Source organism: Klebsiella sp. DY2415, from assembly GCF_026314315.1.
GTDB classification, from domain to species: domain Bacteria; phylum Pseudomonadota; class Gammaproteobacteria; order Enterobacterales; family Enterobacteriaceae; genus Klebsiella; species Klebsiella ornithinolytica.
This window is the reverse complement of record NZ_CP111115.1, coordinates 2,583,875-2,606,844: the sequence shown is the minus strand read 5'-3', so window position 1 is coordinate 2,606,844 and position 22,970 is coordinate 2,583,875. Positions and strand designations below refer to the sequence as shown.

Annotated in this window: 25 protein-coding genes; 15 read left to right on the top strand and 10 right to left on the bottom strand. The window is 53.7% G+C overall.

The genetic code is table 11. The features are described from left to right. The first annotated feature begins 20 nt into the window (after positions 1–20). From OQV00_RS12180 to ydfZ, 7 genes are all read left to right on the top strand, one after another. Positions 21–242 (top strand): hypothetical protein, encoded by a 222-nt coding sequence (locus tag OQV00_RS12180; RefSeq protein WP_266280430.1) that lies wholly within the window; start codon positions 21–23, stop codon positions 240–242. A 4-nt stretch (positions 243–246) separates the two neighbouring features. Beyond that, the gene (locus OQV00_RS27250) at positions 247–477 is read left to right on the top strand and encodes a ParE family toxin-like protein (RefSeq protein WP_463351427.1); all 231 of its coding nucleotides are present in this window, start codon (positions 247–249) and stop codon (positions 475–477) included. Next, positions 474–698, top strand: a complete 225-nt coding sequence (locus OQV00_RS12175; protein ID WP_266280427.1) for a hypothetical protein — start codon at positions 474–476, stop codon at positions 696–698. The genes OQV00_RS27250 and OQV00_RS12175 overlap by 4 nt, the downstream gene beginning before the upstream one ends. 94 nt (positions 699–792) lie before the next feature. Further along, the gene (gene xisR, locus OQV00_RS12170; protein WP_044350731.1) at positions 793–1,008 is read left to right on the top strand and encodes an excisionase family protein; all 216 of its coding nucleotides are present in this window, start codon (positions 793–795) and stop codon (positions 1,006–1,008) included. Further along, positions 1,008–2,294, top strand: a complete 1,287-nt coding sequence (locus OQV00_RS12165; RefSeq protein WP_266280425.1) for an Arm DNA-binding domain-containing protein — start codon at positions 1,008–1,010, stop codon at positions 2,292–2,294. Before xisR ends, OQV00_RS12165 begins: the two co-directional genes overlap by 1 nt. A gap of 29 nt (positions 2,295–2,323) precedes the next feature. Further along, the gene (gene mgtS, locus OQV00_RS12160; protein ID WP_088402565.1) at positions 2,324–2,407 is read left to right on the top strand and encodes a protein MgtS; all 84 of its coding nucleotides are present in this window, start codon (positions 2,324–2,326) and stop codon (positions 2,405–2,407) included. 1,616 nt (positions 2,408–4,023) lie between these two features. Next, on the top strand, positions 4,024–4,227 hold the full coding sequence (gene ydfZ, locus OQV00_RS12155; RefSeq protein ID WP_004862340.1) for a putative selenium delivery protein YdfZ: 204 nt from the start codon (positions 4,024–4,026) through the stop codon (positions 4,225–4,227). A 155-nt stretch (positions 4,228–4,382) separates the two neighbouring features. On the opposite strand, the gene OQV00_RS12150 is transcribed toward ydfZ, so the two are convergent. Together OQV00_RS12150 and OQV00_RS12145 are read right to left on the bottom strand one after the other, a co-directional pair. Then, entirely contained in the window at positions 4,383–4,643 is a 261-nt protein-coding gene (locus tag OQV00_RS12150; RefSeq protein ID WP_004862343.1) for a hypothetical protein, read from the bottom strand. Positions 4,644–4,854: 211 nt separating this feature from the next. Further along, positions 4,855–5,772 carry a LysR family transcriptional regulator gene (locus tag OQV00_RS12145; RefSeq protein ID WP_004862346.1) on the bottom strand — a complete coding sequence of 306 codons (918 nt, stop codon included), beginning with the start codon at positions 5,770–5,772 and terminating at the stop codon, positions 4,855–4,857. Positions 5,773–5,982: 210 nt separating this feature from the next. Between OQV00_RS12145 and OQV00_RS12140 the strand changes: the two genes are divergently transcribed. Genes OQV00_RS12140 through OQV00_RS12130 form a run of 3 tightly spaced genes read left to right on the top strand, consistent with a single transcriptional unit; the run spans position 5,983 to position 8,716 of the window. Continuing rightward, positions 5,983–7,176: an MFS transporter gene (locus OQV00_RS12140; protein WP_064359299.1), complete on the top strand. Its 1,194-nt coding sequence runs from the start codon at positions 5,983–5,985 to the stop codon at positions 7,174–7,176. A gap of 13 nt (positions 7,177–7,189) precedes the next feature. Continuing rightward, complete coding sequence (locus tag OQV00_RS12135) at positions 7,190–8,218, top strand: alpha/beta hydrolase (RefSeq protein WP_032717502.1); 1,029 nt, start codon at positions 7,190–7,192, stop codon at positions 8,216–8,218. A 48-nt stretch (positions 8,219–8,266) separates the two neighbouring features. Further along, on the top strand, positions 8,267–8,716 hold the full coding sequence (locus tag OQV00_RS12130; RefSeq protein WP_048023651.1) for a cyclophilin-like fold protein: 450 nt from the start codon (positions 8,267–8,269) through the stop codon (positions 8,714–8,716). 1 nt (position 8,717) lies between these two features. Here the strand turns inward: OQV00_RS12130 and OQV00_RS12125 are convergent, their stop codons facing one another. Further along, positions 8,718–9,494 (bottom strand): arylamine N-acetyltransferase family protein, encoded by a 777-nt coding sequence (locus OQV00_RS12125; protein WP_032717503.1) that lies wholly within the window; start codon positions 9,492–9,494, stop codon positions 8,718–8,720. A gap of 38 nt (positions 9,495–9,532) precedes the next feature. On the opposite strand from OQV00_RS12125, the gene OQV00_RS12120 reads away from it, so the two are divergent. After that, positions 9,533–11,029, top strand: a complete 1,497-nt coding sequence (locus OQV00_RS12120; RefSeq protein ID WP_088883942.1) for an aminotransferase-like domain-containing protein — start codon at positions 9,533–9,535, stop codon at positions 11,027–11,029. Between the two features lie 233 nt (positions 11,030–11,262). On the opposite strand, the gene OQV00_RS12115 is transcribed toward OQV00_RS12120, so the two are convergent. Further along, positions 11,263–11,769, bottom strand: a complete 507-nt coding sequence (locus OQV00_RS12115) for an anti-virulence regulator CigR family protein (RefSeq protein WP_015584261.1) — start codon at positions 11,767–11,769, stop codon at positions 11,263–11,265. A 241-nt stretch (positions 11,770–12,010) separates the two neighbouring features. Here OQV00_RS12115 and OQV00_RS12110 point away from each other — a divergent pair, with 241 nt between their 5' ends. Then, the gene (locus tag OQV00_RS12110; protein WP_004862362.1) at positions 12,011–12,559 is read left to right on the top strand and encodes a GNAT family N-acetyltransferase; all 549 of its coding nucleotides are present in this window, start codon (positions 12,011–12,013) and stop codon (positions 12,557–12,559) included. Positions 12,560–12,662: 103 nt separating this feature from the next. Here the strand turns inward: OQV00_RS12110 and OQV00_RS12105 are convergent, their stop codons facing one another. Then, positions 12,663–13,244: a cytochrome b/b6 domain-containing protein gene (locus tag OQV00_RS12105; protein WP_064357018.1), complete on the bottom strand. Its 582-nt coding sequence runs from the start codon at positions 13,242–13,244 to the stop codon at positions 12,663–12,665. A 366-nt stretch (positions 13,245–13,610) separates the two neighbouring features. Here OQV00_RS12105 and OQV00_RS12100 point away from each other — a divergent pair, with 366 nt between their 5' ends. After that, positions 13,611–14,390: a MerR family transcriptional regulator gene (locus OQV00_RS12100; RefSeq protein ID WP_004862368.1), complete on the top strand. Its 780-nt coding sequence runs from the start codon at positions 13,611–13,613 to the stop codon at positions 14,388–14,390. A 217-nt stretch (positions 14,391–14,607) separates the two neighbouring features. Beyond that, positions 14,608–15,567 carry a YbgA family protein gene (locus OQV00_RS12095; RefSeq protein ID WP_004862370.1) on the top strand — a complete coding sequence of 320 codons (960 nt, stop codon included), beginning with the start codon at positions 14,608–14,610 and terminating at the stop codon, positions 15,565–15,567. Between the two features lie 56 nt (positions 15,568–15,623). On the opposite strand, the gene OQV00_RS12090 is transcribed toward OQV00_RS12095, so the two are convergent. The 5 genes from OQV00_RS12090 to OQV00_RS12070 form a co-directional block, all read right to left on the bottom strand. Next, on the bottom strand, positions 15,624–16,187 hold the full coding sequence (locus tag OQV00_RS12090) for a YagU family protein (RefSeq protein WP_004862371.1): 564 nt from the start codon (positions 16,185–16,187) through the stop codon (positions 15,624–15,626). 404 nt (positions 16,188–16,591) lie between these two features. Next, positions 16,592–16,927, bottom strand: a complete 336-nt coding sequence (locus OQV00_RS12085; RefSeq protein ID WP_004862374.1) for a TonB family protein — start codon at positions 16,925–16,927, stop codon at positions 16,592–16,594. Positions 16,928–17,074: 147 nt separating this feature from the next. Then, positions 17,075–17,503, bottom strand: coding sequence for a glycine zipper 2TM domain-containing protein (locus tag OQV00_RS12080; protein ID WP_048023657.1), 429 nt, complete (start codon positions 17,501–17,503; stop codon positions 17,075–17,077). A gap of 78 nt (positions 17,504–17,581) precedes the next feature. Continuing rightward, positions 17,582–17,953 carry a Spy/CpxP family protein refolding chaperone gene (locus tag OQV00_RS12075; RefSeq protein WP_048023702.1) on the bottom strand — a complete coding sequence of 124 codons (372 nt, stop codon included), beginning with the start codon at positions 17,951–17,953 and terminating at the stop codon, positions 17,582–17,584. Positions 17,954–18,450: 497 nt separating this feature from the next. Beyond that, the gene (locus OQV00_RS12070) at positions 18,451–19,515 is read right to left on the bottom strand and encodes a LacI family DNA-binding transcriptional regulator (RefSeq protein WP_004862380.1); all 1,065 of its coding nucleotides are present in this window, start codon (positions 19,513–19,515) and stop codon (positions 18,451–18,453) included. 220 nt (positions 19,516–19,735) lie between these two features. On the opposite strand from OQV00_RS12070, the gene OQV00_RS12065 reads away from it, so the two are divergent. Beyond that, on the top strand, positions 19,736–22,843 hold the full coding sequence (locus OQV00_RS12065) for a beta-galactosidase (RefSeq protein ID WP_266280417.1): 3,108 nt from the start codon (positions 19,736–19,738) through the stop codon (positions 22,841–22,843). Positions 22,844–22,970 lie beyond the last annotated feature (127 nt).

Below are 22,970 nucleotides of genomic sequence, written 5' to 3'. Positions count from 1 at the left end.
ATGAAAGGCAGGAGATAAAAATGGAAGATCCAAAACTTCGTTGCTACGGCTGCGGTGGCTCCTTCGTACGTGAAGAATTACAATACCGCCCTTCCGGTAGAGGTGCATATCGTAAAGAAAAATACTTCTGCCCGACATGCAATGAGAAAGAGATAAAGAAAAACACTCTGACCTCAGTAGTATCATCATTCCGAAAATCATTACCAGCCAGACCTGGCTACATGAGCCATAAGCGCTGGTAGGTGAATGATGATAATAACATCTAACCACATACCTCCGCACATTAATGAAAAGGCATCAAATGTTTTGAAAATGTATGCCAGTGGCAAAATAAACCCATGCCGAATTAAGTGTGGAAACTTAAGTTTAAAGGTTGGCCGGAAGTGGCGTTTATTGTCACAAGATGATGGTGAATGCTGGAAAGTAATGAGCCACGAAAAATACAACCAACTTAAAGTCAGGAAACAAAAATTATGAGAATCAAACTTAACGATCAGGGCGCGACTGTTACCGCAACTATAACCAGCACAGTATTCGAGTTCAGACGCCACAATCGCGCTGTGGATACTGCCATCTTCATGTCTCCTGGCGTACGTGCCAGCAGTAGCGGGTTCTTTATGCTGAAAACGGTGATATCTGGCAAAGCAATTCATGTGCTTCGAGCTTACAGAACTCTTCAGTCCGAGGCCATAAGATAAGCAAATCATTTACAGCAACCGTACCGAAACTGATTACTAATAATCAACATTAAGCCGGGATACTGATTATAGTTTCCCGGCCATGAGGTTATTTATGGCCGATATTGCTCAAGAAGATGAATGGGTAATGGAAAAAGGAATTGTAGCGAAGATGTATATGACTCCTCGGCAAATTAAATCCTACCGGGAAGGAAGGTGGGTAGAAGGCATTCATTACAAGAAGCACTCCCCTAACCCTCAAGCCACTGAAGGAAGGGCAATACTTCTCTACAACTATACAAAAATTAACAGGCTTGTTGGAGATGCGTGATGGATATGCCTGTTGGCGTGGAAGTTCATGGGAAAGGAATCAGAATTAGCTTTTTGTATCGCGGAGTGCGTTGCAGAGAGGTTTTGAGGGGATGGGCTCCATCAAATGGTAATATCCGAAAAGCAGGTAATCTTCGTGCACTAATTGTCAGTGAAATACAGTCAGGGAATTTTAATTATGCCAAGCACTTCCCTGACTCTAAAGCCATACAAAAATTCACAACTACGCAAATGATCCGCACGTATGGCGAGCTATGCGATACATACCTTAAAGCAAAGAAGCTTGAAGTATCCTTAGCGTCATATCGCGGTATAGCCTCCAGATTAGAAACCCTGAAGACCGTGGTCGGAAGCAATACCCATATTGCAGACATTCAGCATAGTGACCTGCTGAATTATCGAAATCAGCTGTTGACCGGAGAGTCAGTATCACCACACTCCCCCTGGCTTAATAAAACAGGACGGGCAGTATCCACCGTTAACGGGCTGATGAACACGCTAACGGAGATGCTTAAGCTGGCCCAACGCAGTAACTTCATCAGTCACACACCGCATGAAGGTTTAAAAATGCTGAAGCGGTCGCGTAAAGAGCCAGATCCGCTACTGCATGACGAATACTACGCCTTCATCCAAGCGCTGCCACCTCCTGCAGCATTGTTATGGACAGTAGCAATCCACACGGGACTTCGTCACGGCGAACTGTCAGCGCTTGCATGGGAAGATGTAGACCTCGAACGAGGAGAGATCCACGTTTGTAGAAACAAAACCAACGAAGGGCTATTCGTCCCACCTAAAACTGATGCTGGTAATCGGACTGTCACCCTATTACAGCCTGCAGTGGATGCTCTTCGGCTTCAGTTTCAGAAAACGGGGGCACTTCGCAAAACAGAAATCACGTTCAACCACCGGGAATATGGTTTAACTGAGCAGCAGAATTTACGGTTTGTCTTTATCCCGGACGCTCGTTCCCGGACAAAGGCCACTAGTTTCAGCAAGTCCTCCCTGGGCTACAGTTGGGACGCCGGTTTAAAGAAAGCCGGCATAAGAGCTCGCCGGCCTTATCAGTCGAGACATACATTCGCCTGCTGGTTATTAACTGCGGGTGCTAACCCGTCATTCATTGCCAGCCAGCTCGGGCACGAAAATGCCAAGATGGTTTATGAGATTTACTCAAAATGGATCGGAGGGATGGATCGCAACCAGGTAGAGCTGCTGAACAGCACGTTGCCAACCGCTGTGCCCCATGGGTGCCCCAAAGAAAAAATTAAGAAAATTAATTTCAATTAGTTCAATGGCATGCGGCTAAGCTGGATAATATGCATGTATTTATGGCAGTACTGGGAACAATTCTGTTCTTTGGTTTTCTTGCCGCGTATCTAAGCCACAAATGGGATGACTGATGAACGACGATAATCCCCACCCGTAACCGCCCCCTGTTGCTGACTGCACCAGGGGGCGTTCCGTTTTTAGCTTTCCGAACATAGTATTAGCTTCATTGTGAGAAATTCATTCCTTCCGCCGTACCCGGCCCCCTGATGGCAACGAGGATCGTCACTTTACCTTCATACTGAGGGTGTAGATTATTCAGCATTATTCGCGATATCGGATTCCTTGCCAGTGAAAACCCATATAGCTATTCCGTTGCTAGCTTTTTTGCTCACATTGCTAGCCGGCGTATTTTTAAACAGACCCTCCTCACGGATTATTCAAGATAAATGCATGTCGTTCGATGGCGTAATGGCATCGTGCATGACCACGCACTACCGCTCCCGCCACCGAATTTCGAAAGCTTTCCTGCATTGACAATGCTCTCTCTCTGCTGGCGGTAAGATCCCACATTTTTTCGTCATAACGACTCGGTTCGGACGCGGTGATTGGCGCTATGCCGTACTTCGGTACGATGTGGGGAGGATTATCGCCGCCCTTCGCGGAAGCTCTGCCGTCCTACCGACCTCAGGCACAGCGTGAGAGCTAGTCTTCCAGGTCTCATGCCCCGCGATAGTGCTAATTGTCGATTCTCAACAGAAAAATAGCGGTGTTGGACACCCCTTCGGTGAGTCAGCAGAAATATCACTCAGGTCAACACATCGCTTTGATGACATCGCGGCCAGGCTTCCTCATGGAATATTCCTAATTAAGGTGTGTCGCGAAGGGGAATTATTGATTCTCCATAAAATAATCACATTTTTGGTTTGGAATTGAGGCTCGCCAGTTCAGGAGTTTATTATGAAAAAAATTATCCTTGTCATTTTTGTGCTCTGCGGAGTCATGTCTCTTTCCGGATGCATCCTTCCGCCGGGAGGCCACGGAGGCGGACCCGGCGGTGGTCCTGGTGGTGGTCCTGGTGGTGGACACTTTCACGGGCCAGATCTTCGCTAAGGTGGGAAAGCCATTTTGTTACAGCTGTTAATCAAGCCACCCGCAGATTAATGCCGATCGTTTAAGGTCGGCTGCCCCCGGCATTGCGCTGCCCTCCCGTGGCCGTCACGCTGCGATATCCTTGCTGAAGGTTTTTCAGCGGCGGAATGGTCAGCATGGAATAACGGGACATGCCGCAGGGGGCTGGCGCGGCTGAAAATCGCTGAGCCGGGGCCGCCAGCATGGACAAAAACGCCCGGAGCGTTTTTGAACGACGTTGACGTCGGCCCCGAAGGGGTGAGTCCCAGGGATGGGACGAATAACCTGCAGAAGGTCCATGGGTTTATCCGGGAAATTACCCAGGGCGGTATCGATTATTAGTTCAACAGAATATTCGCGTTTATCGCTATCAACAGATAAAAAGCGACACGCTGATATTATGTTTATTTATAAAAAAGTAAGTGTTATGCGTTCTTTAACTATTAAAATACCGCTCACCCGGAGAAGAGTCGCCTCTTAACGGCTAAAAAGTGTGACATTGATCAAACTCAAAACATGACAGGCGCAAAGGCGTATTTATATTACGTCCGTTGCCAGGGCCCGGCCTTGTACGCAATACGGTTTTTTTTGATGCACAGAGAAAAAAGGAGAAATACCCATGGTCACTTACGATCGTAACCGCAATCCTATTACCAACGGAAGCCAGGTGATGATTAATGGGACAGGTAAAACGGGTAAAATTGTTGCTATCCACGCCAGTGGACTCACCCCCGCCCAATTACGTCGCAGCAAAACCGTTGAAGTTGAAGGGAATGAAGGTAAGTTCGAACCCGTTGAACTGATCCGTCTTGGCCTACACTAAAGACGGCAATGCCGCTGCGGCACCGGCGACTAAATATCTGGCAAGCTACTGCATAGCCGATATTCAGCAAACCGTACTGGAACGGCATTCTTATTCCCTGCCTTACGCGCCGAATATCCCCTTCTGTCTGGCACAGATTCAGCAACCCGGCCTCATCATGGCTCACATTTCCAGATGGTATTTTGTACCCCGCTGCCCTTCGGCAAATTCGGGTTCATATTTGCGCTATGGACATATACTGCTTTTGATTTGCCATACTGCTGACAGGCTTTAACGGCCGTAGAATGCAAACTATCGAGACCGTACCACGCATCAGCCTGAATGCTGACCTTTTCACCATCGTTATATTGGACTGCTGCGCACCCTGATAACGTTCCTGCGAGCACAATACTCAATACTGCTGTCATACTTTTCATTCAGTTCCCCCACAATAAATGCCGGGGATTATAGTTTAAGCAACCACCCGCGTCTGGCATATTTCAGGCAAACATCGTTTACCAGAGATATCTAAACAGATCGGAGAGACAGACCGAAAGAGCGTCACTCTACAGCCGCCCAGGCATCCCCCTGTAGCATGACGGCTTCAGGTATTCATACCAGAAGCCGTCCGGGCATGAGGAAACAGAATTACCGGTTCTTGTCTACGGGCTGGCGCCGACGGTAAACACGCAGAGCATCGATCACCCGCGAAAATGCGGGAGAAACTTGCTTCCGGCTGGGGTAATACAGATAGTAGCCAGGGAAAGGCTGGCACCAGGTTTCCAGCACCCGAATCAGCCGACCTTCTTCAATATGTGCGCCAAACTCTTGCTCAGGTAAAAAAGCGATGCCTAATCCGGCCAGTGCGGCGGTGACAATATGCTCTGAAGTGTTGAACGTCACCTGCCCGTTCACCCGAACGTTCAAATCACCACCTTCCTGATCAAAATCCCAGACGTACAGCCCTCCGGATTTGACCATTCTCTGGTTTATACAGCAGTGTTGCGTCAGTTCATGCGGAGTCTGCGGAATCGGGTAGCGTGAAAAATACTCCGGCGAAGCCACGGCCGCCATGCGTAATTCCGGGCCAATCGGTATCGCAATCATATCTTTATCAATGGTGTCGCCCAGACGCACTCCAGCATCAAAGCGGTCGGCAACAATATCGCGGAAACCGTGATTAGCATCGAACTCAATATGAATATCCGGGTATTCACGCAGAAGCGGCGTCAGTTTGGGTAATAAGGTGGTACGTAACACATCCGGCCCGCAGGTAATTCGTACCGTACCGGCAGGTTTGTCACGCAGTTCCGTGAGCATATCCAGTTCAGCTTCAATTTCATCAAAACGATTGCCGATGGCCTGCAGCAGCCGCTCTCCGGCTGCGGTGGGCGACACGCTGCGGGTGGTTCGGGTAAGGAGACGAATTTGCATGCGCTCTTCCAGGGCTGAAATCGCCTGACTGAGAGCGGGTTGCGTCACACCAAGATGCGCCGCCGCTCGGGTAAAACTCCCTTCACGGGCAACAGTGACAAAATAAAGAAGGTCATTCAGGTTGCGTTTCATTCGGCTGACACTCCCGATTAATAACTCAGGCTTATAAGCCTATTAAGTATTCATTAGCTAGTCAGGCTACACCAGTCATGTAAAACTTTCAGTAATTGATAAGCGTCAACAGCATGTTTATGCGTGCGTTTTTTGTCGTTATTCCCGTGAATAGCGTCCGGCCCCGGCTTGCCTGAATTCAGCCGGGTCGATATTCAGAGGTAGCCGTTTATGTCCACACTCAGTCATGAAAATTCATATCACCAGGAGCGCGCATACTGGAGCGGTGTGCTGGCGATGACGCTCTGCGTCTTTGTGCTTATCGCCTCAGAATTTATGCCTGTTAGCCTGCTGACGCCCATCGCGGCCGACCTCAGGGTGAGTGAAGGGCTGGCTGGACAGGGGATCGCCATTTCCGGGGCGCTGGCGGTGTTGACCAGCCTGTCTCTTTCGACTCTTGCCGGGAATCTGAATCGTAAATATCTGCTGCTGGGCATGACGGCATTAATGGCTTTATCGGCAACTATGGTCGCCCTGTCCCCCAGCTACCTGATTTATATGACGGGTCGCGCCCTGATTGGCATTGCGATCGGTGGCTTCTGGTCGATGTCTGCCGCCACTGCGCTGCGTCTGGTGCCACGGCGCCGGGTCCCTCACGCATTAGCTATTTTCAATGGCGGTAATGCCCTGGCAACCGTTATCGCGGCACCGCTCGGCAGTTATCTCGGCGCCGTAATGGGCTGGCGCGGAGCGTTCCTCTGCCTTGTTCCGGTAGCGATCGCCGCCTTCATCTGGCAGTGCTTCAGCCTCCCCGCGATGGCCCCCGACAACAACAGGCAGCCCGGGCGTTCTGCTTTTCATCTGCTCTCCCGTCCCGTTGTTGCCGTTGGTCTGCTGGCCTGCGGGCTGTTCTTTATGGGGCAGTTCTCGTTATTCACCTACGTACGGCCGTTTCTTGAAACCGTCACCCGGGTGGATATCAGCGCCTTATCGCTCATTTTGCTGACCATCGGGATAGCGGGTTTTATTGGCACGCTGGTGATCAGTCATTTTTTAAAGCGGGGCCTTTATTCAACGCTTGCAGCCATCTCTTCACTCATGGCTGTCGTCGCCGTGACGCTCATACTCACGGGCCAACACCTCTGGTTTGTCGTGCCGCTACTGGGGTTCTGGGGACTGATGGCGACAGCTGCACCAACCGGATGGTGGGCCTGGGTCGCGCGTACGCTGCCTGATGATGCCGAAGCCGGCGGCGGCCTGATGGTCGCGGCGATCCAGCTTTCTATCGCCCTGGGTTCCACGCTTGGCGGCCTGGCGTTTGATCACACCGGCTGGCAGAGCACTTTTGCGCTGAGTAGCGGGCTGCTGATTGTCGCTGCGGGGTTAACCATTCTGACATCACGTAAAACACACCACTCACAATAGAGGATAAAACTCCATGAAAAATATGACGCTGGCGCTGGGGCTGTTAATCAGCTCGTTTGCCGCCTCTGCGGCGGATATGTCAAAAGGCGCCGACAACTTTTATAAAAGCGATAAGGTTATCCAGCAAAAGGTGACGTTTAAAAACCAGTACCAGATGAGCGTTGTAGGCAATTTATTTATTCCGAAAACGCTGGATCAGAATGTCAAAAATCCGGCAATTATTGTCGGACATCCGATGGGGGCGGTAAAAGAGCAAAGCTCGAATCTGTATGCGCAAAAACTGGCGGATCGGGGCTTTGTGACGCTGGCAATCGATCTCTCCTTTTGGGGTGAAAGTGAAGGTAAACCGGGTCATCTGATTTCGCCGGAAATATATTCTGATGACTTCAGCGCGGCAGTTGATTACCTCAGTAGCCAGCCGTACGTTGATCCTGAGAATATCGGCGTGTTGGGGATTTGTGGCAGCGGCAGCTTTGTTATCAGCGCGGCCAAAATTGACCCCAGGATGAAAGCGATTGCCACTGTCAGCATGTATGACATGGGCTCGGCTTTCCGCAATGGCCTGAATCATTCCCAGACGCCAGAGCAACGTCAGTCCTTCATCCAGTCGGCCATCGAACAGCGACAGGCCGAATTTAACGGTGCAGAGAAGGCATATATTCCGGGGACCGTAAACAAGCTGGATGACGCCACACCGGCCATACAGCGTGAGTTTTTTGATTTCTATCGTACAGCGCGAGGCGGCTATACCCCGCAGGGCGAGAAAGAGGCGCTGACCACCAAACCGCTGTTAAGCAGTATTGGCAAATTTATGAATTTCTATCCATTCAACGATATTGAAACCATTGCCCCGCGCCCAATGCTGTTTATTACCGGCGCCAATGCGCATTCAAAAGAGTTTAGCGAGGATGCCTATGCGCGCGCAGCTCAACCGAAAGAGCTCTATATCGTTGCTGGTGCAGGCCATGTCGATCTGTACGACCGAACGGATCTGATCCCTTTTGCGAAGCTGACGTCATTCTTTAAAACCAATCTGAAATAGTGCTACCCGCCGCTCCCATAAAGGGAGCGGAAAATTTACAGGAGAGCCATGTTGAATAAACCGTTAGCGCTGTTATTTGTCCTGGTTAATCATTGTGTGTTTCCCGTTTATGCCGGGGGTGCTGTTCCGTCAGGTAAGGAGAAGCCGATGATTGTGAAATTGACCCTCCATCAACAGAGTTACGACGTTGAGCTTGCTGATAATCCGACAGCGAAGGCGTTTATCAAACAGCTGCCGTTAACGCTGACGATGCAGGAGCTTAACGGCAATGAGAAATTCGCTGACTTACCCCATCCTTTACCCCCCAATCCCATCCGCCCTGAAACCCTCTATCAGGGGGATCTCATGTTATACGGTGGTCATACTGTTGTTCTTTTTTACGAGACCTTTCGCACATCCTACAGCTATACGCCGATCGGCAAGGTCGTTGCGGCGAATACGCTGCAAGATGCCGTTGGGCGCGGTAACATTAAAGTCAGCTTCTCGATGATGAAATAGCTTAAACCTGAACGGTCTGCACAAGCGCGAAACGGTTTTCCAGCGCATGCGCAATTTCGTCTTCTGTCAGCCACTGCTTTTCTACCCTGTCTGCAGTAATGGTCTTAAGCATATTGCCCAGCAGAATATAGCGCCCCTCGGGTCGATGCTGGATGACAAGCAGCTTTTGTACAAAGACCGCATCGGGGTGCGTGGAGTTAAGGTAATTGGCCGGAACAAAATCAATCCATTCCTGAGGCGACAGGTCAAAACCGTATTGATCGCACCAGTCTCCGTCAACCCTGGCCTGAAGCAGATAGTCTCCACTCGCATCGCGACTCAGCCGGAACGTATCAAAATCCTGAATGATGTCCGTATCCAGTTCATCTAAGGCCAGCGGCGCGCGGATACCGTAGCTACCAAACCCAAGGTCGCACAGCCATTGACGGCCATCAACTTCAGCAATGACCGCCATATGGGTTTTAGGCCGGCGCGCGGGATAGAACATTGGCCGCGCCGCGACAAAACGGTAGGTTATACCCAGCGTCTCCAGCGCCATCGTAAACAGTCCGTTGAGTTCATAGCAGTAGCCGCCCCGGCTCTGCTGTAATAATTTGTTGGCAATATCATCAGGCTCCATCGAAACGATTTTACCTGCCTGTACGTCCAGATTCTCAAAGGGGAGCGCAAAGAGCTGGTGGCGCATGAGCGCCTGTAGCGTGGCGGTATCGGCAGCCGCAGGCCCGCTATAGCCTATGCGCCGGAAGTAGAGGGAAAGATCAAAATTGTCGCTGTGCATGGGACTTCCTTGGCTGGTTTGTGTTGCCCACACTATAGATGGCGCCTCGTATCGCCTGTATAGTCAGATTTATCAAAAATCAGACTATACAGATTACGATGTCCGACCCGTCCCCGCCGACTCCCCACTATCGCCGAATAGCCGAATTGCTGCGGCTGACGCTGACTTCAGGCGCTTTGCGCACAGGAGATCGGATTATTTCCGCGCGTAAACTGGCCGAGCGCGAGCAGGTCAGTCTTCCCACGGCGCTGGAGGCCCTACGTTATCTTGAGGCGGAGGGGCTGATTATCGCGCGACCACGCTCAGGTTACTTTGTCCACCAGATCATCTCCGCCGGGGAGAGGCCGGGCACCGCCTCTTTACCCGTCCCCGTGCCGGTAACCATGTCCGCAATAGCCCGCTCATTGTTCGGGAGCGCCGAGGCGCGCCTGGTCCCGCTTGGCGCCGCGCTACCGGATCCCGCCTGGCTTCCCGTAGATACTCTGCAAAGGGCATTGCAGACTGCAGGTCGTCGGCTTGATGCGCGCGGGCAGAGCTACAGCCTGCCCCCGGGGAGAGCAGACCTGCGCAGAAAGATTGCCGCGCGCGCGGCACAGTGGGGGGCACTTTTTGGCGCGGATGACCTTATCATTACCGCAGGGGCAACCCAGGCGCTACGCCTGGCTCTCCGCGCCGTGTGCCAACCGGGTGATGCCGTGGCAATTGAGCAGCCTGCCTACTTCGGCACGCTCCTGCTGTTGGAGGATCTGGGCCTGAAGGCATTACAGATCCCCACTGACCCTGTTGAAGGTTTACTGTTGGCGCCGCTTGAAGAAGCCCTTCAGCGCCACCGTCCTGCGGCCGTTCTTGCCTCACCCACGGTGCAGAATCCGTTAGGTGCCAGCATGCCCGTCGCGCGCAAGCGGGATCTGGTGGCCCTGCTTGCCGGCATGGGCATCCCTTTAATTGAGGACGATGTGTATGGCGATCTGGCCGGGGATGCGCAGCGTCCGCCTGCGTGTAAAGCCTTCGACAGGTGCGGAAATGTTATTTATTGCAGCTCACTGTCTAAGACCCTGGCGCCGGGCTGGAGAATCGGCTGGATTGCAGCCGGACGCTATCACTCAACGGTATTGCAGGCTCGAATGGCCGGGGAGTGGGCCGGCGCGCCCCTGATTGAAGCCGCGGCGAGCGAGATCCTGGCAAGTGGTGATTATGACAGGCATCTGCGGCAGCTGAAGCTCCGCATTGCGCAAGGGATGCAGGCTATCATCGCACAGGTTGAAACAAGCTTCCCACCGGGCACGCGGGTAGCCGCTCCAGAAGCCGGTTTTCTGATTTGGGTAAAGCTTCCGTCAAAGATAGATGCGCTGGAGGTACATCGTCGCGCACTCGCCCTTGGCATTGGCGTCAGTCCGGGACCGTTGTTTTCCCCGGGGGCGGCAGAACTGCAAAACTTCCTGCGCTTGAACGGTGCTAATGAACCCACCCGCCATCTTTTGAAGGCTGTGGAACAACTCGGTCGCTTGTGCCACGACCTGGCCTCGGGACATTGACAGCGGATATTTCTGGGGTCAGCCCATCCACCTTATGATCGGGTCTGCGGGTAAATAATGGCCCGGGTCACGATACCCGCCTTGTGCCAGAGGCAGACGTTACCGGGATATTCCCGTTAAGCCAATGAGGACAAAATCAGCCGCTCGTAAGACGCTTCGCCCTGGCTGCCCTTTGCTGTTTCACGGATAAAAAAGCCCCGCATTTGCGGGGCCTCAGAGCAAACGGTTTACCGTTAGTCAAAAACACCATTAATGATTGATGTAACGATGGCCGTACTTAATGCGACCAGCACCAAATCATGGCCCACCGCACGCCATTCATATCCTGGATAATAGGGTAAATCGTTAATCATGGATGCCGGGAGCGTTTTCTTCGCAATCCCCGGAGGCAATGGCTTGCCCCGGACTAAATTCCTGGCGATACCCGGAGGGAGCGCCTTATAACCCACCAGACCATAATTTACTGCCAGGGAGCGCGCCCGCGAGAAGCTGATATCGGAGTCAACATGGTCTGGTTTCCCATAGTTCTTGCGGTTGCCATGATCCTCAGCCGATTTCCCCTGGCCCTGGTTGCTATGGTCTCCGCTGTTGCCATGATTGCCGCTGTTCCCGTGGTTCCCCCCGCCATTGCCATGCCCACCGCCGTTTCCGTTTCCTGGGTTGGCATAAACCGGCGCAGCAAGAACAACAAGAGATATAACCGCCGCAAGTGCAGTTTTGAGAGTGCGACGCTTAAACATGATAACTGTTCCTTAAGATTACGTTGACACTTAAAACATATGACAAAGCTATACCCTTAACAATTTCATGTTTTCTTATTTTTGGATGATTCTGCAGCCATCATCAATTCCCATCGATATTTCAGCAGATAAACCGGGCATCATTAACCGGAGAGATGTTCAGCGTTTTCGAAAGGCATTGAGGCAATCCCTGGATGAATGTTAGTTTAGGCACAAACTTATCCCGGCGACTTATCCCATCATGATCGTAGCGACGACTTCACGACTTTTTATTCGTTCTTTTAAAGAAAAAGATGCCCTGCCGCTGCTGGAATACCTGTCTTCCCCTCGCGTGCCCTGTTTTCAGGATGAAAAGCTCAATTCCATTGCGCAAGCCAAGGAAGACGTCATCAAAAGGGCCAGTGACGCAAGCCAGTTTGCAGTTTGCCTCAAGGAAAGCGATCGGCTCATCGGGCACCTGTTTGCCGACAACGACGAAGAGCCGGACCACAATACCTGGTCCGTGGGCTGGCATTTTAATCAACGTTATGAGGGTCAGGGCTTTGCGACGGAAGCCGTTTCCGCGCTTTTTCACTATCTGTTTACGGCGAAAGAAGCCCGCCGTTTGTATGCCTATGTTGAAGACTACAATCAGGCCTCTCAGAAACTTTGTGAACGTCTTCAGATGCGCCAGGAAGGCTGTTTTAAAGAGTTTGTTTCGTTTGTGACCGCCAGCGGCGAACGACGATATGACAATACCTGTATTTATGCTCTTCTGAAGAAAGAATGGAATTTACAATATAAGCCGTAAATATTGATGCGCAATTCACGTCTCGCACATGGCCGCCAGGTAAAATCCTGACGGCGTTTTTTGTCGGGCACAATAATGAAGCCCCTTTCTCGCGGTAACATGATTATTCAGTCACGGGATTATTCCTTTGGCTGCGGACTTTCAGGAAAATATGCAGTAATCCCATTGCGCCGTGGGCCCAGAAATATGTCTCAATAAATACGGTCAGGAATTTATGCAAGCCCAGGACATCATGTGCCAACGCAGAGGATGGACCAAGCGCTGTATTCAGCACAAACCAGAGCCCGCCACACAGAGCCACGCCCAGCAGTGCCAGAACCCCCAGCCCCTGAATAAATGCCGCCACTCCCCCGGCATGCGCGTCAGGAAGACGTAATGAAATCAGCGTCTTGAAATCGACAACCATGCCGCGAAAATCGAGCTTCAGCCAGGCAAAATAGTAATGAAAACCACGCTGTGTCAGCATCCAGATAAGCATCACAATCCCCAGAGCAATCAATGTAAATCCGGAGATAACGTGAAACCAGGTCACGAACCCAGCCAGGCTAACCTCGCCGAGGGCCTCACTTTCAGTGAAGTCAGAGTTAATAATCTGCAATAAAACCAATATCGCGACGCTGATATGTAGCGCGCGAAAAAAAGGGGTATCGCGATGGGGAAGCGCCTGACATAACCGGTCTTTCATGATTTAACCACTTTGTTTACGGGAAAGTTAATTTCATCAGTATCGTTGCGGTTAATTAACGAAACCTTAAAGCCGCAGTGAAATTATCAATTTATTCCATTTCAGGATCCGCGCAAGCGCCTGCGGTTGTTCGCGGAGACCGATAACCGACGGGCGCCCGGAATCGACAGTAACGCGGTGGCAGGAAGCGGAATTTAACGTCATCGCGAACGTTGAAATAACGCCGTTCGGCGGCATGAGCGGAACCTGATGTCATCTGCGCAATCGCGGCGACCGCGCAGGGCAACGCGGGCATCGGTCATTTAACATTTACCCGGTAATAATTCATAGTATATTGGGACTTTTCTCTCTTATCAGGTCTCCTTCATGTCTTACTCCATCGGTGAATTTGCCCGGCTTTGCGGGATCAACCCCACTACGCTTCGCGCCTGGCAGCGCCGATATGGCCTGCTCAAACCGCGGCGTACAGAGGGTGGACACCGTCTGTACAGTGATGATGATGTTCAGCTGGCGCTCAAAATTCTCGACTGGATTCAAAAAGGGGTTCCCGTCAGCCAGGTGAAACCTCTGCTGGATAGCCCCGTCGCGAGGCGGACTGACAACTGGTCAAGCCTGCAGGAAACCATGCTGCAGCGGCTTAAAGAGGGGAAAATCGACGCCCTGCGCCAGCTAATCTACGATGCAGGCCGCGAGTCCCCGCGCCCGGAGCTGGTTACGAAAGTACTGCGTCCGCTGCGCGGTAAACTGTCTGCCCGCATCCCGACAATGATGACGCTGCGCGAAATTCTCGACGGGATCATTATCGCCTATACCTCGTTTTGCCTCGAAGGCGATAAAAAAGCGCCGGGAGATAACTGGCTGATAGCCGGCTGGCATCTCTCCGACCCCTGCGAAATCTGGCTGGAGGCCCTCGCCCGTACCGGCCAGGGCCAGCGTATCGATCTCCTTCCCGTCCCGCCGGCGGCTCTGGCGCCCGAGGTTTTCCCGCAGCGAAACTGGCTGCTGGTCACCTCCGGAACACTGACCGCTGCCCGCAAAAAACAGATCGCATGCTGGCGGCAGCAGGTCAGCGCCCTCGACGTTATCTCCCTTTCCTCCGGCGATATCTCGCCGGACGCGACCGCCGATACCAGTCAAAGAGATTGAGTCCTCCGGACTTTAGTACATCGCCTAACGGTAAAGGACCGATGAAAACCGTTAAATATAACCACTTGAATTAAATAGATAATAATAAATATCCTCGCTAATACTTGGACAAATATTAGTTATTGTGTAAGTTTTAAGTATGTGAAGACGTCGCGCGGGCCGGCAACCGGTGGTCCCCCTGTTCTTCCTACAACCAATGCACTAAGAGGATGGCACCATGAACACGCAACCCGCAGTCGGCATCAGCGCATGTTTAACCGGCTCAGCCGTACGCTTTGACGGCGGGCATAAACGTATGGGCTTTGTCATGGACGAACTGGCGGATTGGGTCGCCTTCAAACCCGTCTGTCCGGAGATGGCCATCGGCCTGCCCGCTCCTCGCCCGGCTCTTCGTCTGGTGCAAACCAACGAAGGAGCCATTGAGATGCGTTTTAGCCAAACGCCCCACGATGATGTGACGGAGAAAATGGCCGAATTTAGCGCCTCATTTCTCCCCCGCGTGGATGCACTCTCTGGCTTTGTTGTCTGTGCTAAATCGCCCAGCTGCGGTATGGAGCGCGTGCGGCTGTATGACGAAAATGGTCACCGTGGGCGTAAAGAGGGAGTGGGTCTTTTCACGCAGCAATTGCTGATGCACTACCCGTGGCTGCCCGTAGAAGAGGATGGCCGCCTGCACGATCCGGTGCTGCGGGAGAACTTTGTTGAGCGCGTTTTCGCTCTGCACCAGTTAACTACCCTGCGAGCGCAGGGACTTAGCCGCCGTGCGCTCCTGGATTTCCATAGCCAGTACAAACTGCAGCTGCTGGCGCACGACCAGGCGGGCTATCGCGAAATTGGGCCTTTCGTTGCCTCCCTTCACCAGTGGGAAGATCTGGATGCCTTCTTTGTCGCTTATCGCGCGAAGCTGATGGCGATTCTTAAACAACCCGCTTCGCGGAAAAACCATACCAACGTGCTGATGCATATCCAGGGCTACTTTCGCGATCGGCTCAATAGTCGTCAGCGCGGCGAACTTCGCGAGGTGATCCTCAACTATCGCGCCGGTTTGCTGCCAATACTCGCGCCGATGACATTGCTCAAACATTATCTGGGCGAATTTCCAGACCGCTATTTGCTGACGCAAAACTACTTTAATCCCTATCCCCAGGATTTAGGTCTGCGCCTGAGACTCCTCTGATGACGTAAAACGGGCCCGCCGTCGCGAGCCCGTCATTGCCATCGCTTTTCCGGCAATTATCTGAACGGTGAATTCAGCGGAACTTCAGCATCAGGTTCATGAGTGATACGGTTTCGCAGATCGCGGCGGATCATCTCTATCGCCCAGAACCAGAAAATATGCCCGACCAGTTCCGAAATATATTCATCGGCGGGGATATTAAGCAGAGAAGGCGTCAGACCTAATAAAGGGAAAGAGATCCAGTGAACGGCGATAGTAGCAACAATACCCGCCCATACCCCCTGCCATAATTTTACTTTGGGGAAAACTTCTGCCACCACGCAATAGCCAATGGCAAATACCAGCGAGAAAATAATATGCGTCACCATCACCGGATTGATGATGTGCTCTGAGAAGGTATAAACGGTGTGAGTAGGATCAATCCCCAGGTAATCACGTAAAAAAAGATAGGGTGGATTAAATTCATCCCTGCCGCCGGAGAAAGTACGGGGCGGTAACGGAACTTCAGCCCCCCACTTCACAAATGCCGACATAATACCCGCAATGATCCCAACGCCTGTTGCCACGCCATAACGCCGGCGCCCGGGTTCCGTTTGTGCAAAGAAGTCCTTGATAGCCATCGATTACCACCTGATTATTTTTAGAATGAATACATTAGCTATGTTTAATGTTACTCACGACCGGCCATATTGATCGCGATCACACTTTTGTCTATGAGAACAATTTTTATTCGTATCTCTTTGCTCGTCAGGTCAATGCGTTACCTTCTCTCGGCATACGTTTCTCGCCGGCAAAAATCGTCATTAACCCTGTTCTTAGCGCAAAATAGCGGCAAACTAACGCACGTTACCATGAAGAGGCGTCGGGGAGTCCAGCCGTTCAGGCACGGTCATGCCCCCTGCTTTGCCATCGCTGTCCCGGCACGCAGATGTTTTACTGAATGACGAAGGACGGCCAACAGCAAAGAGATACTGAACGATTGCCGGGTGAATCCGGAGCAGAGAGATCGGCTGCCGAATTAGCGTTATCCGGCATTGTTTAATTTAAAGCGGATGGTTTTGGTCATTCCCTTATAGGGCTTATTGCTCTCAAAGCGCCATTTTGCCGCGGCGGAAATGACGGCATCATCGAATAGATGCTGTGGTTCAGAGGTGAGTATCCACATTTTCTCCACTTTACCGTTCGCCCCGACATCAAAACGGATCGTCACTTCCCCGTCGAGATGGTTGGCCAGAGCGTAATAGGGATAATCGGGTAGCGTGGAGACAAGCTGTTGAGGCGCAACGCCTTTCATCTGGCTGGTACAGGCTGATATCAGGCAGCAGCCGGCAAACAGAAATGCCCGGGATAGTTTCATCATCAGCCTCCATATTGATAATAATTCTCAATACTATCACAGACGGCTGATGTTGCGCGGTTTTTTTCCTCTGTTTGTGAGCAGTGAAGGCGCAACCGACAGGCGGTAAAGAGAGAGGCCGCCTGCGTTTATCCGCCGGCGGCCTGTGCGTTAAACGGATTTATCGACGTTGGTATTTGCACCGGAGGTCAGGATACGAACTTTGTCGCCTTTATTGAAGGTCAGTTGACCATCATACGGCTGCAGCACCTGGATTAGCTGGCCAGATTGCGTTTTGATCGTCAGTTCGATCTGCCGGGCGGCCTGGCGCTGCGTTTGCCGGTGATGCGACGCGCTGGCTCCGGCAACCGCCCCCACCGCCGTCATCGCCGTTTGCCCGCTCCCGTTACCAAACTGGTGGCCGATGGCCCCGCCAACCGCGCCGGCGGCAAGCGTTCGCAGCGGTTGGTTACGGGCCTGGCTGGTGATGATTTGACTTTGTTGCACAACGCCGTAATCCACCACGGTTTTACTCCCCGCAAAGCCGGGCTGGCTGGTAAAGGCGAGAAAGCTGAGAGCGATGAACAGGAATCTCTTCATAATGGCTCATTTTTCGTTCTGTCGCGGGTGATGCGATCCTGCAAAAAGAGAATCCCGCCATTGCTGGCGGGTTTGCAATTAATTCAGCGCTTGCTGGAGATCTTTTTTAACCTGGGTACGCTGTTCCGGCGTCAGCACCTGGTTGACGCCAAAATAGTATTTCACGCGGTAGTAACGTACCTGCTGATCTAACTGTCCAAAAGCGGCCAGCTGTTGCTTCACTTTCGCTTCATCCCACTTGCCGGACTGGATCACATCGATCAGCGCGCCATCTTTGAAACCTTCGATTTTGATATTGTTGACGTTAGTTTCAAATTCCTGATGCAGGCCCTTAATTTTTGTCACCTGATCGTTACTCAGCTTAAGGTGCTGCACCACCGGGTCCTGAGAAACCGGCGGGACTTCGTCAGCGGTGGCTGCCTGTGCGGCCATGGAGAAACCCGCGGTCATCGCCACGGCAAGCAGGGTGTTACGGAAAAGTTTATTCACAATCAATTATCCTTAATGTGCAAAAGAAGAGATTTGATTATTGCTCTCAAAATGAAAGCCTTCTGTAACAAAGAGTTAAATTTAAATTTGGACAATAATCCGCTGGTGATTGCGCCATTTCTATCGGCACAGAGAGCTGGATGGCCGCCCCTCTTCAGCAGCATTTTATGCTGGGTAAGAAACTAAAACCCGCGAGAGCCGCCGCACCACCACCCTGAAAAACAGCGTATTTATTCTGTTGGCTGCGCGCTTAATGCGCAACTGGCGGAATAAAGCAAAATTCCGCTAGCTGATGCGGGAATAGCGGCAAAAAAAAACCGCCAGATAGCTGGCGGTGAATAAATGCTTGCATGGATAGATTGTGTTTTGCATTTTACGTAGAGGCATTTTCCCTCTCCTTCTACGCCTGGCCATACGCTAGCATAGTTATCTTCAATGAAAGTTAAACCGACATCTGCTTACAGTTTATCCACCAGCGCTTTGAGCTGCGCAATCAGCGGATCGCGCGGATACTCCCCCTCACGAGGCCAGGTTGACTGACGGACAATCAACCGGGTGGGAAGCAGTTCGCGGATCGGCACCTGCGGCGCCGCCATCTGCTGGATCAGCAGCTCCACCGCCCGTTTCCCCAGCAAATCGAAGTTTTGCGCCACGGTCGTCAGCGGCGGCTGAAAGTAAAGACTGTCCGCCGTATCGTCGTAGCCGGTGACCGAAACAGCGCTGTTACCGGTACGATTAAGCTGCGCCAGCGCGCTAAGTACCCCTAATGCCATCTGGTCATTGGCCACGACGATGGCGCTGAGCCGCGGCTGCAGGTGGAGCAGTTCAAAGGTTTTCTGCCAGCCGCTGGCGGCGCTCCAGTCGCCGAAAACCGTCACGGCCTGGCTTACGCCCAGGCGATGCAATGTCTCCCGCCAGCTACCGAGGCGCATCCGGGCAGAGACCGAACTTTCCGGACCGGCCAGCAGGCCAAATTCGCGATGGCCGAGTTCCCAGAGATGCCGAACGCAGGCGCCGCAGCCGTCACGATGATCAAAGCGCACGCAGGAGACTTCGGTCTCCGGCGACACATCAAGAAACAGACAGGCGATATCCGGATTTTCCTTCACCAGCCGTTCCGCGATGCTGCTCTCCAGCGGCAGGCTGATAATCGCGCCGCGAATATGCTGAGCACGAAACTCATCCAACCGGGTCTGCAGAGAAGCGTAATCGCTGCGTTCGGGCATGGCGATGGACACTTCCAGCTGATGAGCCCCGGCATGGCTTTTTACCGCCGAGGCGATTTGCGACGGCGCGTGTAGCGTCAGTGACGCCGTAATCAGCCCGATTGAAGGTGCGGCTTTCCCCGCCAGCAGCTGCGCCGATCGGTTGGGCACATAATGCAGCGCCTGCATCGCGCGGATCACCTTCTCGCGAGTCCGCGCGGAGACGACATCGGGACGATTCAGCACCCGGGAGACCGTTTGCTGTGAAACGCCGGCCTCGTGTGCCACATCGTCTAAGGTTGCTGAACGCCGCTGCATAATCCCCCCTGTCTGCGCAAAACTCGTCTGATTACGTTAAATGTCGTCCGCTAACATTTTATGTCTAACTGACGACAAAAATCAGCTCTGATTCTGCAGTTTCGTGATCGTGAGTCGGTTTCATTTTCGCCATTATTGCGGCCTGATAGAAAATATCTGATAACAACATCATCCTTGTCTAGCGAATGACATTTTTTCCACTTATCCGTCAGGTATGCCTATGCAACAACATGACTCAAACGCGGTTCGCTCGTTGACGTTTCAGGACGTGCTGGCCCGTGAAGACTGGCAAAATCAGACCATTACTCACCTTAATCGCTTAGCGGCTCACCCCACGTTTGCCAGTTGGCGATCGCTCGACGACGCCCGGGACAACCGCCCTTCCGACCGCCTCCGCCTGCTCGACGGGCAGTGGCAATTTTGCTGGGCACCCAGCCCGTTTGCCGTCGATGGCCGCTGGATCGAGCGCGATCTCGACACCAGCCGCAGCACGCCGGTGCCCTCTAACTGGCAGATGGAAGGCTACGATGCGCCGATCTATACCAACGTCCGTTATCCCATTGATACGACGCCGCCGCGGGTCCCGGAAGAGAACCCGACCGGCCTGTACTCGCTCAACGTCACCCTGGAGCAACACTGGCTGGCCGATGGCCTGACGCAGATTGTTTTCGACGGCGTTAACTCGGCGTTTCACCTGTGGTGTAACGGCGTGTGGGTCGGTTACTCCCAGGATAGCCGGCTGCCGGCTGCTTTCGACCTGACCCCCTATCTGCGGGCGGGAGAAAACCGCCTGTGTGTGATGGTCATGCGCTGGAGCGCGGGCAGCTGGCTGGAAGATCAGGATATGTGGCGCATGAGCGGGATTTTCCGCTCGGTGTGGCTGCTGAACAAACCAAAGCAGCACCTCAGCGACGTGCAGATTTCCCCGCAGCTGGATGCGCTGTATCGCGACGGCGAACTACAGGTCAATCTGGCCATCTCCGCCGCTGATGAGCAGCTGGCCGGGCTGGAGGCTGAAGTCAGTCTGTGGGACGGCGAGCAGCTGATTGCCCGCCGGCGCCAGCGGCCAGGTTCTGCGCCAGTTGATGAACGGGGCCATTATGCCGAACGGGCAACGCTGGTCCTGGCGGTGGAAAAACCGCGGCAATGGAGCGCGGAAACGCCCCACTGCTATCGCACCGTGGTTGCCCTGTGGCGCGGCGAAGATCTGGTTGAAGCTGAAGCCTGGGACATCGGCTTTCGCCGGGTGGAGATCGGCAACGGCCTGCTGCTGCTCAACGGCAAACCGCTGCTTATCCGCGGAGTGAACCGCCATGAGCACCACCACCAGCGCGGCCAGGTGGTGACCGAAGAGGATATGCTGCAGGACATTCTGCTGATGAAGCAGAATAACTTTAACGCCGTGCGCTGTTCGCACTATCCCAACGCCGCACGCTGGTATGAACTGTGTAACCGCTACGGCCTGTACGTGGTCGATGAGGCGAACATCGAAACCCATGGCATGGTGCCAATGAACCGCCTGTCCGACGATCCTGCCTGGCTGCCGGCCTACAGCGCTCGCGTCACCCGGATGCTGCAAAGCCACCGTAACCATCCGTCGATTATTATCTGGTCACTGGGGAACGAGTCCGGCTGCGGTGCGAACCATGACGCCATGTATCACTGGCTGAAACGCGAAGATCCTACGCGGCCGGTCCAGTACGAAGGCGGCGGCGCCGACAGCACGGCGACCGATATTATCTGCCCGATGTACGCTCGCGTGGAACGCGATCAGCTGATTCCCGCCGTGCCCAAATGGGGCATTAAAAAGTGGATCGGCCTGCCCGGCGAACAGCGACCGCTGATTCTCTGCGAATACGCGCACGCGATGGGCAACAGCCTCGGTAATTTTGCCGATTACTGGCAGGCCTTCCGGGAATATCCGCGCCTGCAGGGCGGCTTTATCTGGGACTGGGCGGATCAGGCAATTGAAAAGACCTTCGAGGACGGCAGCGTGGGCTGGGCCTACGGCGGGGATTTTGGCGACACGCCAAACGATCGGCAGTTCTGCATGAACGGGCTGGTGTTCCCGGATCGCCGCCCTCATCCTTCGCTGATTGAAGCGAAACATGCCCAGCAATATTTCCAGTTTTCCCTGCTGGCGCACTCCCCGCTGCGGGTCAGCGTTGTCAGCGAATACCTGTTCCGTGCCAGCGATAATGAAGTGCTGAACTGGCAGGTGCAGTCCGCCGGTGAAACCGTCGCCAGCGGCAGCCTGACGCTGAACCTCGCGCCGCAGGGCGAGGAAGATTTTACCTTGTGCGACCAGGTGACCCTGCCGGCAGGCGCCAGGGAGGTCTGGCTGACGCTGGAAGTTGTCCAGCCGCAGGCGACGGCGTGGTCTGACGCCGGGCACCGCGTGGCCTGGGCGCAGTTCGCCCTCGCCGCCCCGCTGGCCTTACCCGCGCCCGCCGCCGTCGGCCCGGCTCCGGAGCTGACCGTCGATGATGAGACCTTCAGCGTCCGCCAGGGATCTCAGCAATGGATTATCGATCGTCAGAGCGGTCTGTTAACTCACTGGCTGGCGGAAGGCATAGAGCAGCTGCTGTCTCCGCTGCGCGACCAGTTCGTTCGCGCTCCGCTGGACAACGATATCGGCGTGAGTGAAACGGATCGTATCGACCCCAACGCCTGGGTTGAACGCTGGAAAAGCGCCGGACTCTATGCGCTCGACGCGCGCTGCGTTGACTGTACCGCGCAGCGCCTGGCACATGAGATCATCATCGACAGCCGCTGGCACTATCTGCGCGGCGATGAAGTGGTCATCGTCAGTCAGTGGCGGATGACCTTTGATAGCGATGGCCATCTGCATCTGGCGGTGAGGGGAGAGCGGGCCGGCACGCTGCCGCCGCTGCCGCGCGTGGGCCTTCACTTCCAGGTCCCGGACCAGCGGTCGCCGGTCTCCTGGCTCGGCTACGGGCCGCATGAAAATTACCCTGACCGGAAGAGCAGCGCCTGTTTCGCCCGCTGGCAGCTTCCGTTGGAAGCGATGAGCACGCCCTATATTTTCCCGACGGAAAACGGCCTGCGCTGCGACAACAAAGCGCTGGATTGGGGGCGCTGGCACGTGACCGGTGACTTCCACTTCTCGGTTCAGCCCTACAGCACCGCGCAGCTCATGGAAACCGATCACTGGCACCGGATGACCCCGGAAAAAGGCGTCTGGATCACTCTCGACGGCGCGCATATGGGCGTCGGCGGCGACGATTCGTGGACACCAAGCGTGCTGCCGCAGTGGCTGCTGCTCGGGACCCGCTGGCAGTACCAGCTCTCGCTGTCTTTACGCTAAACCCTCAACGGGGGCTCTCGCCCCCCTTTAAAACGGCTATACCCGCATATTCGGGATGCAGCGTGGCGGAAATGGACAGAATCCGCGCCGAAGGCCAGGAATGGCGAGTATCACGAAGGGAACGGCG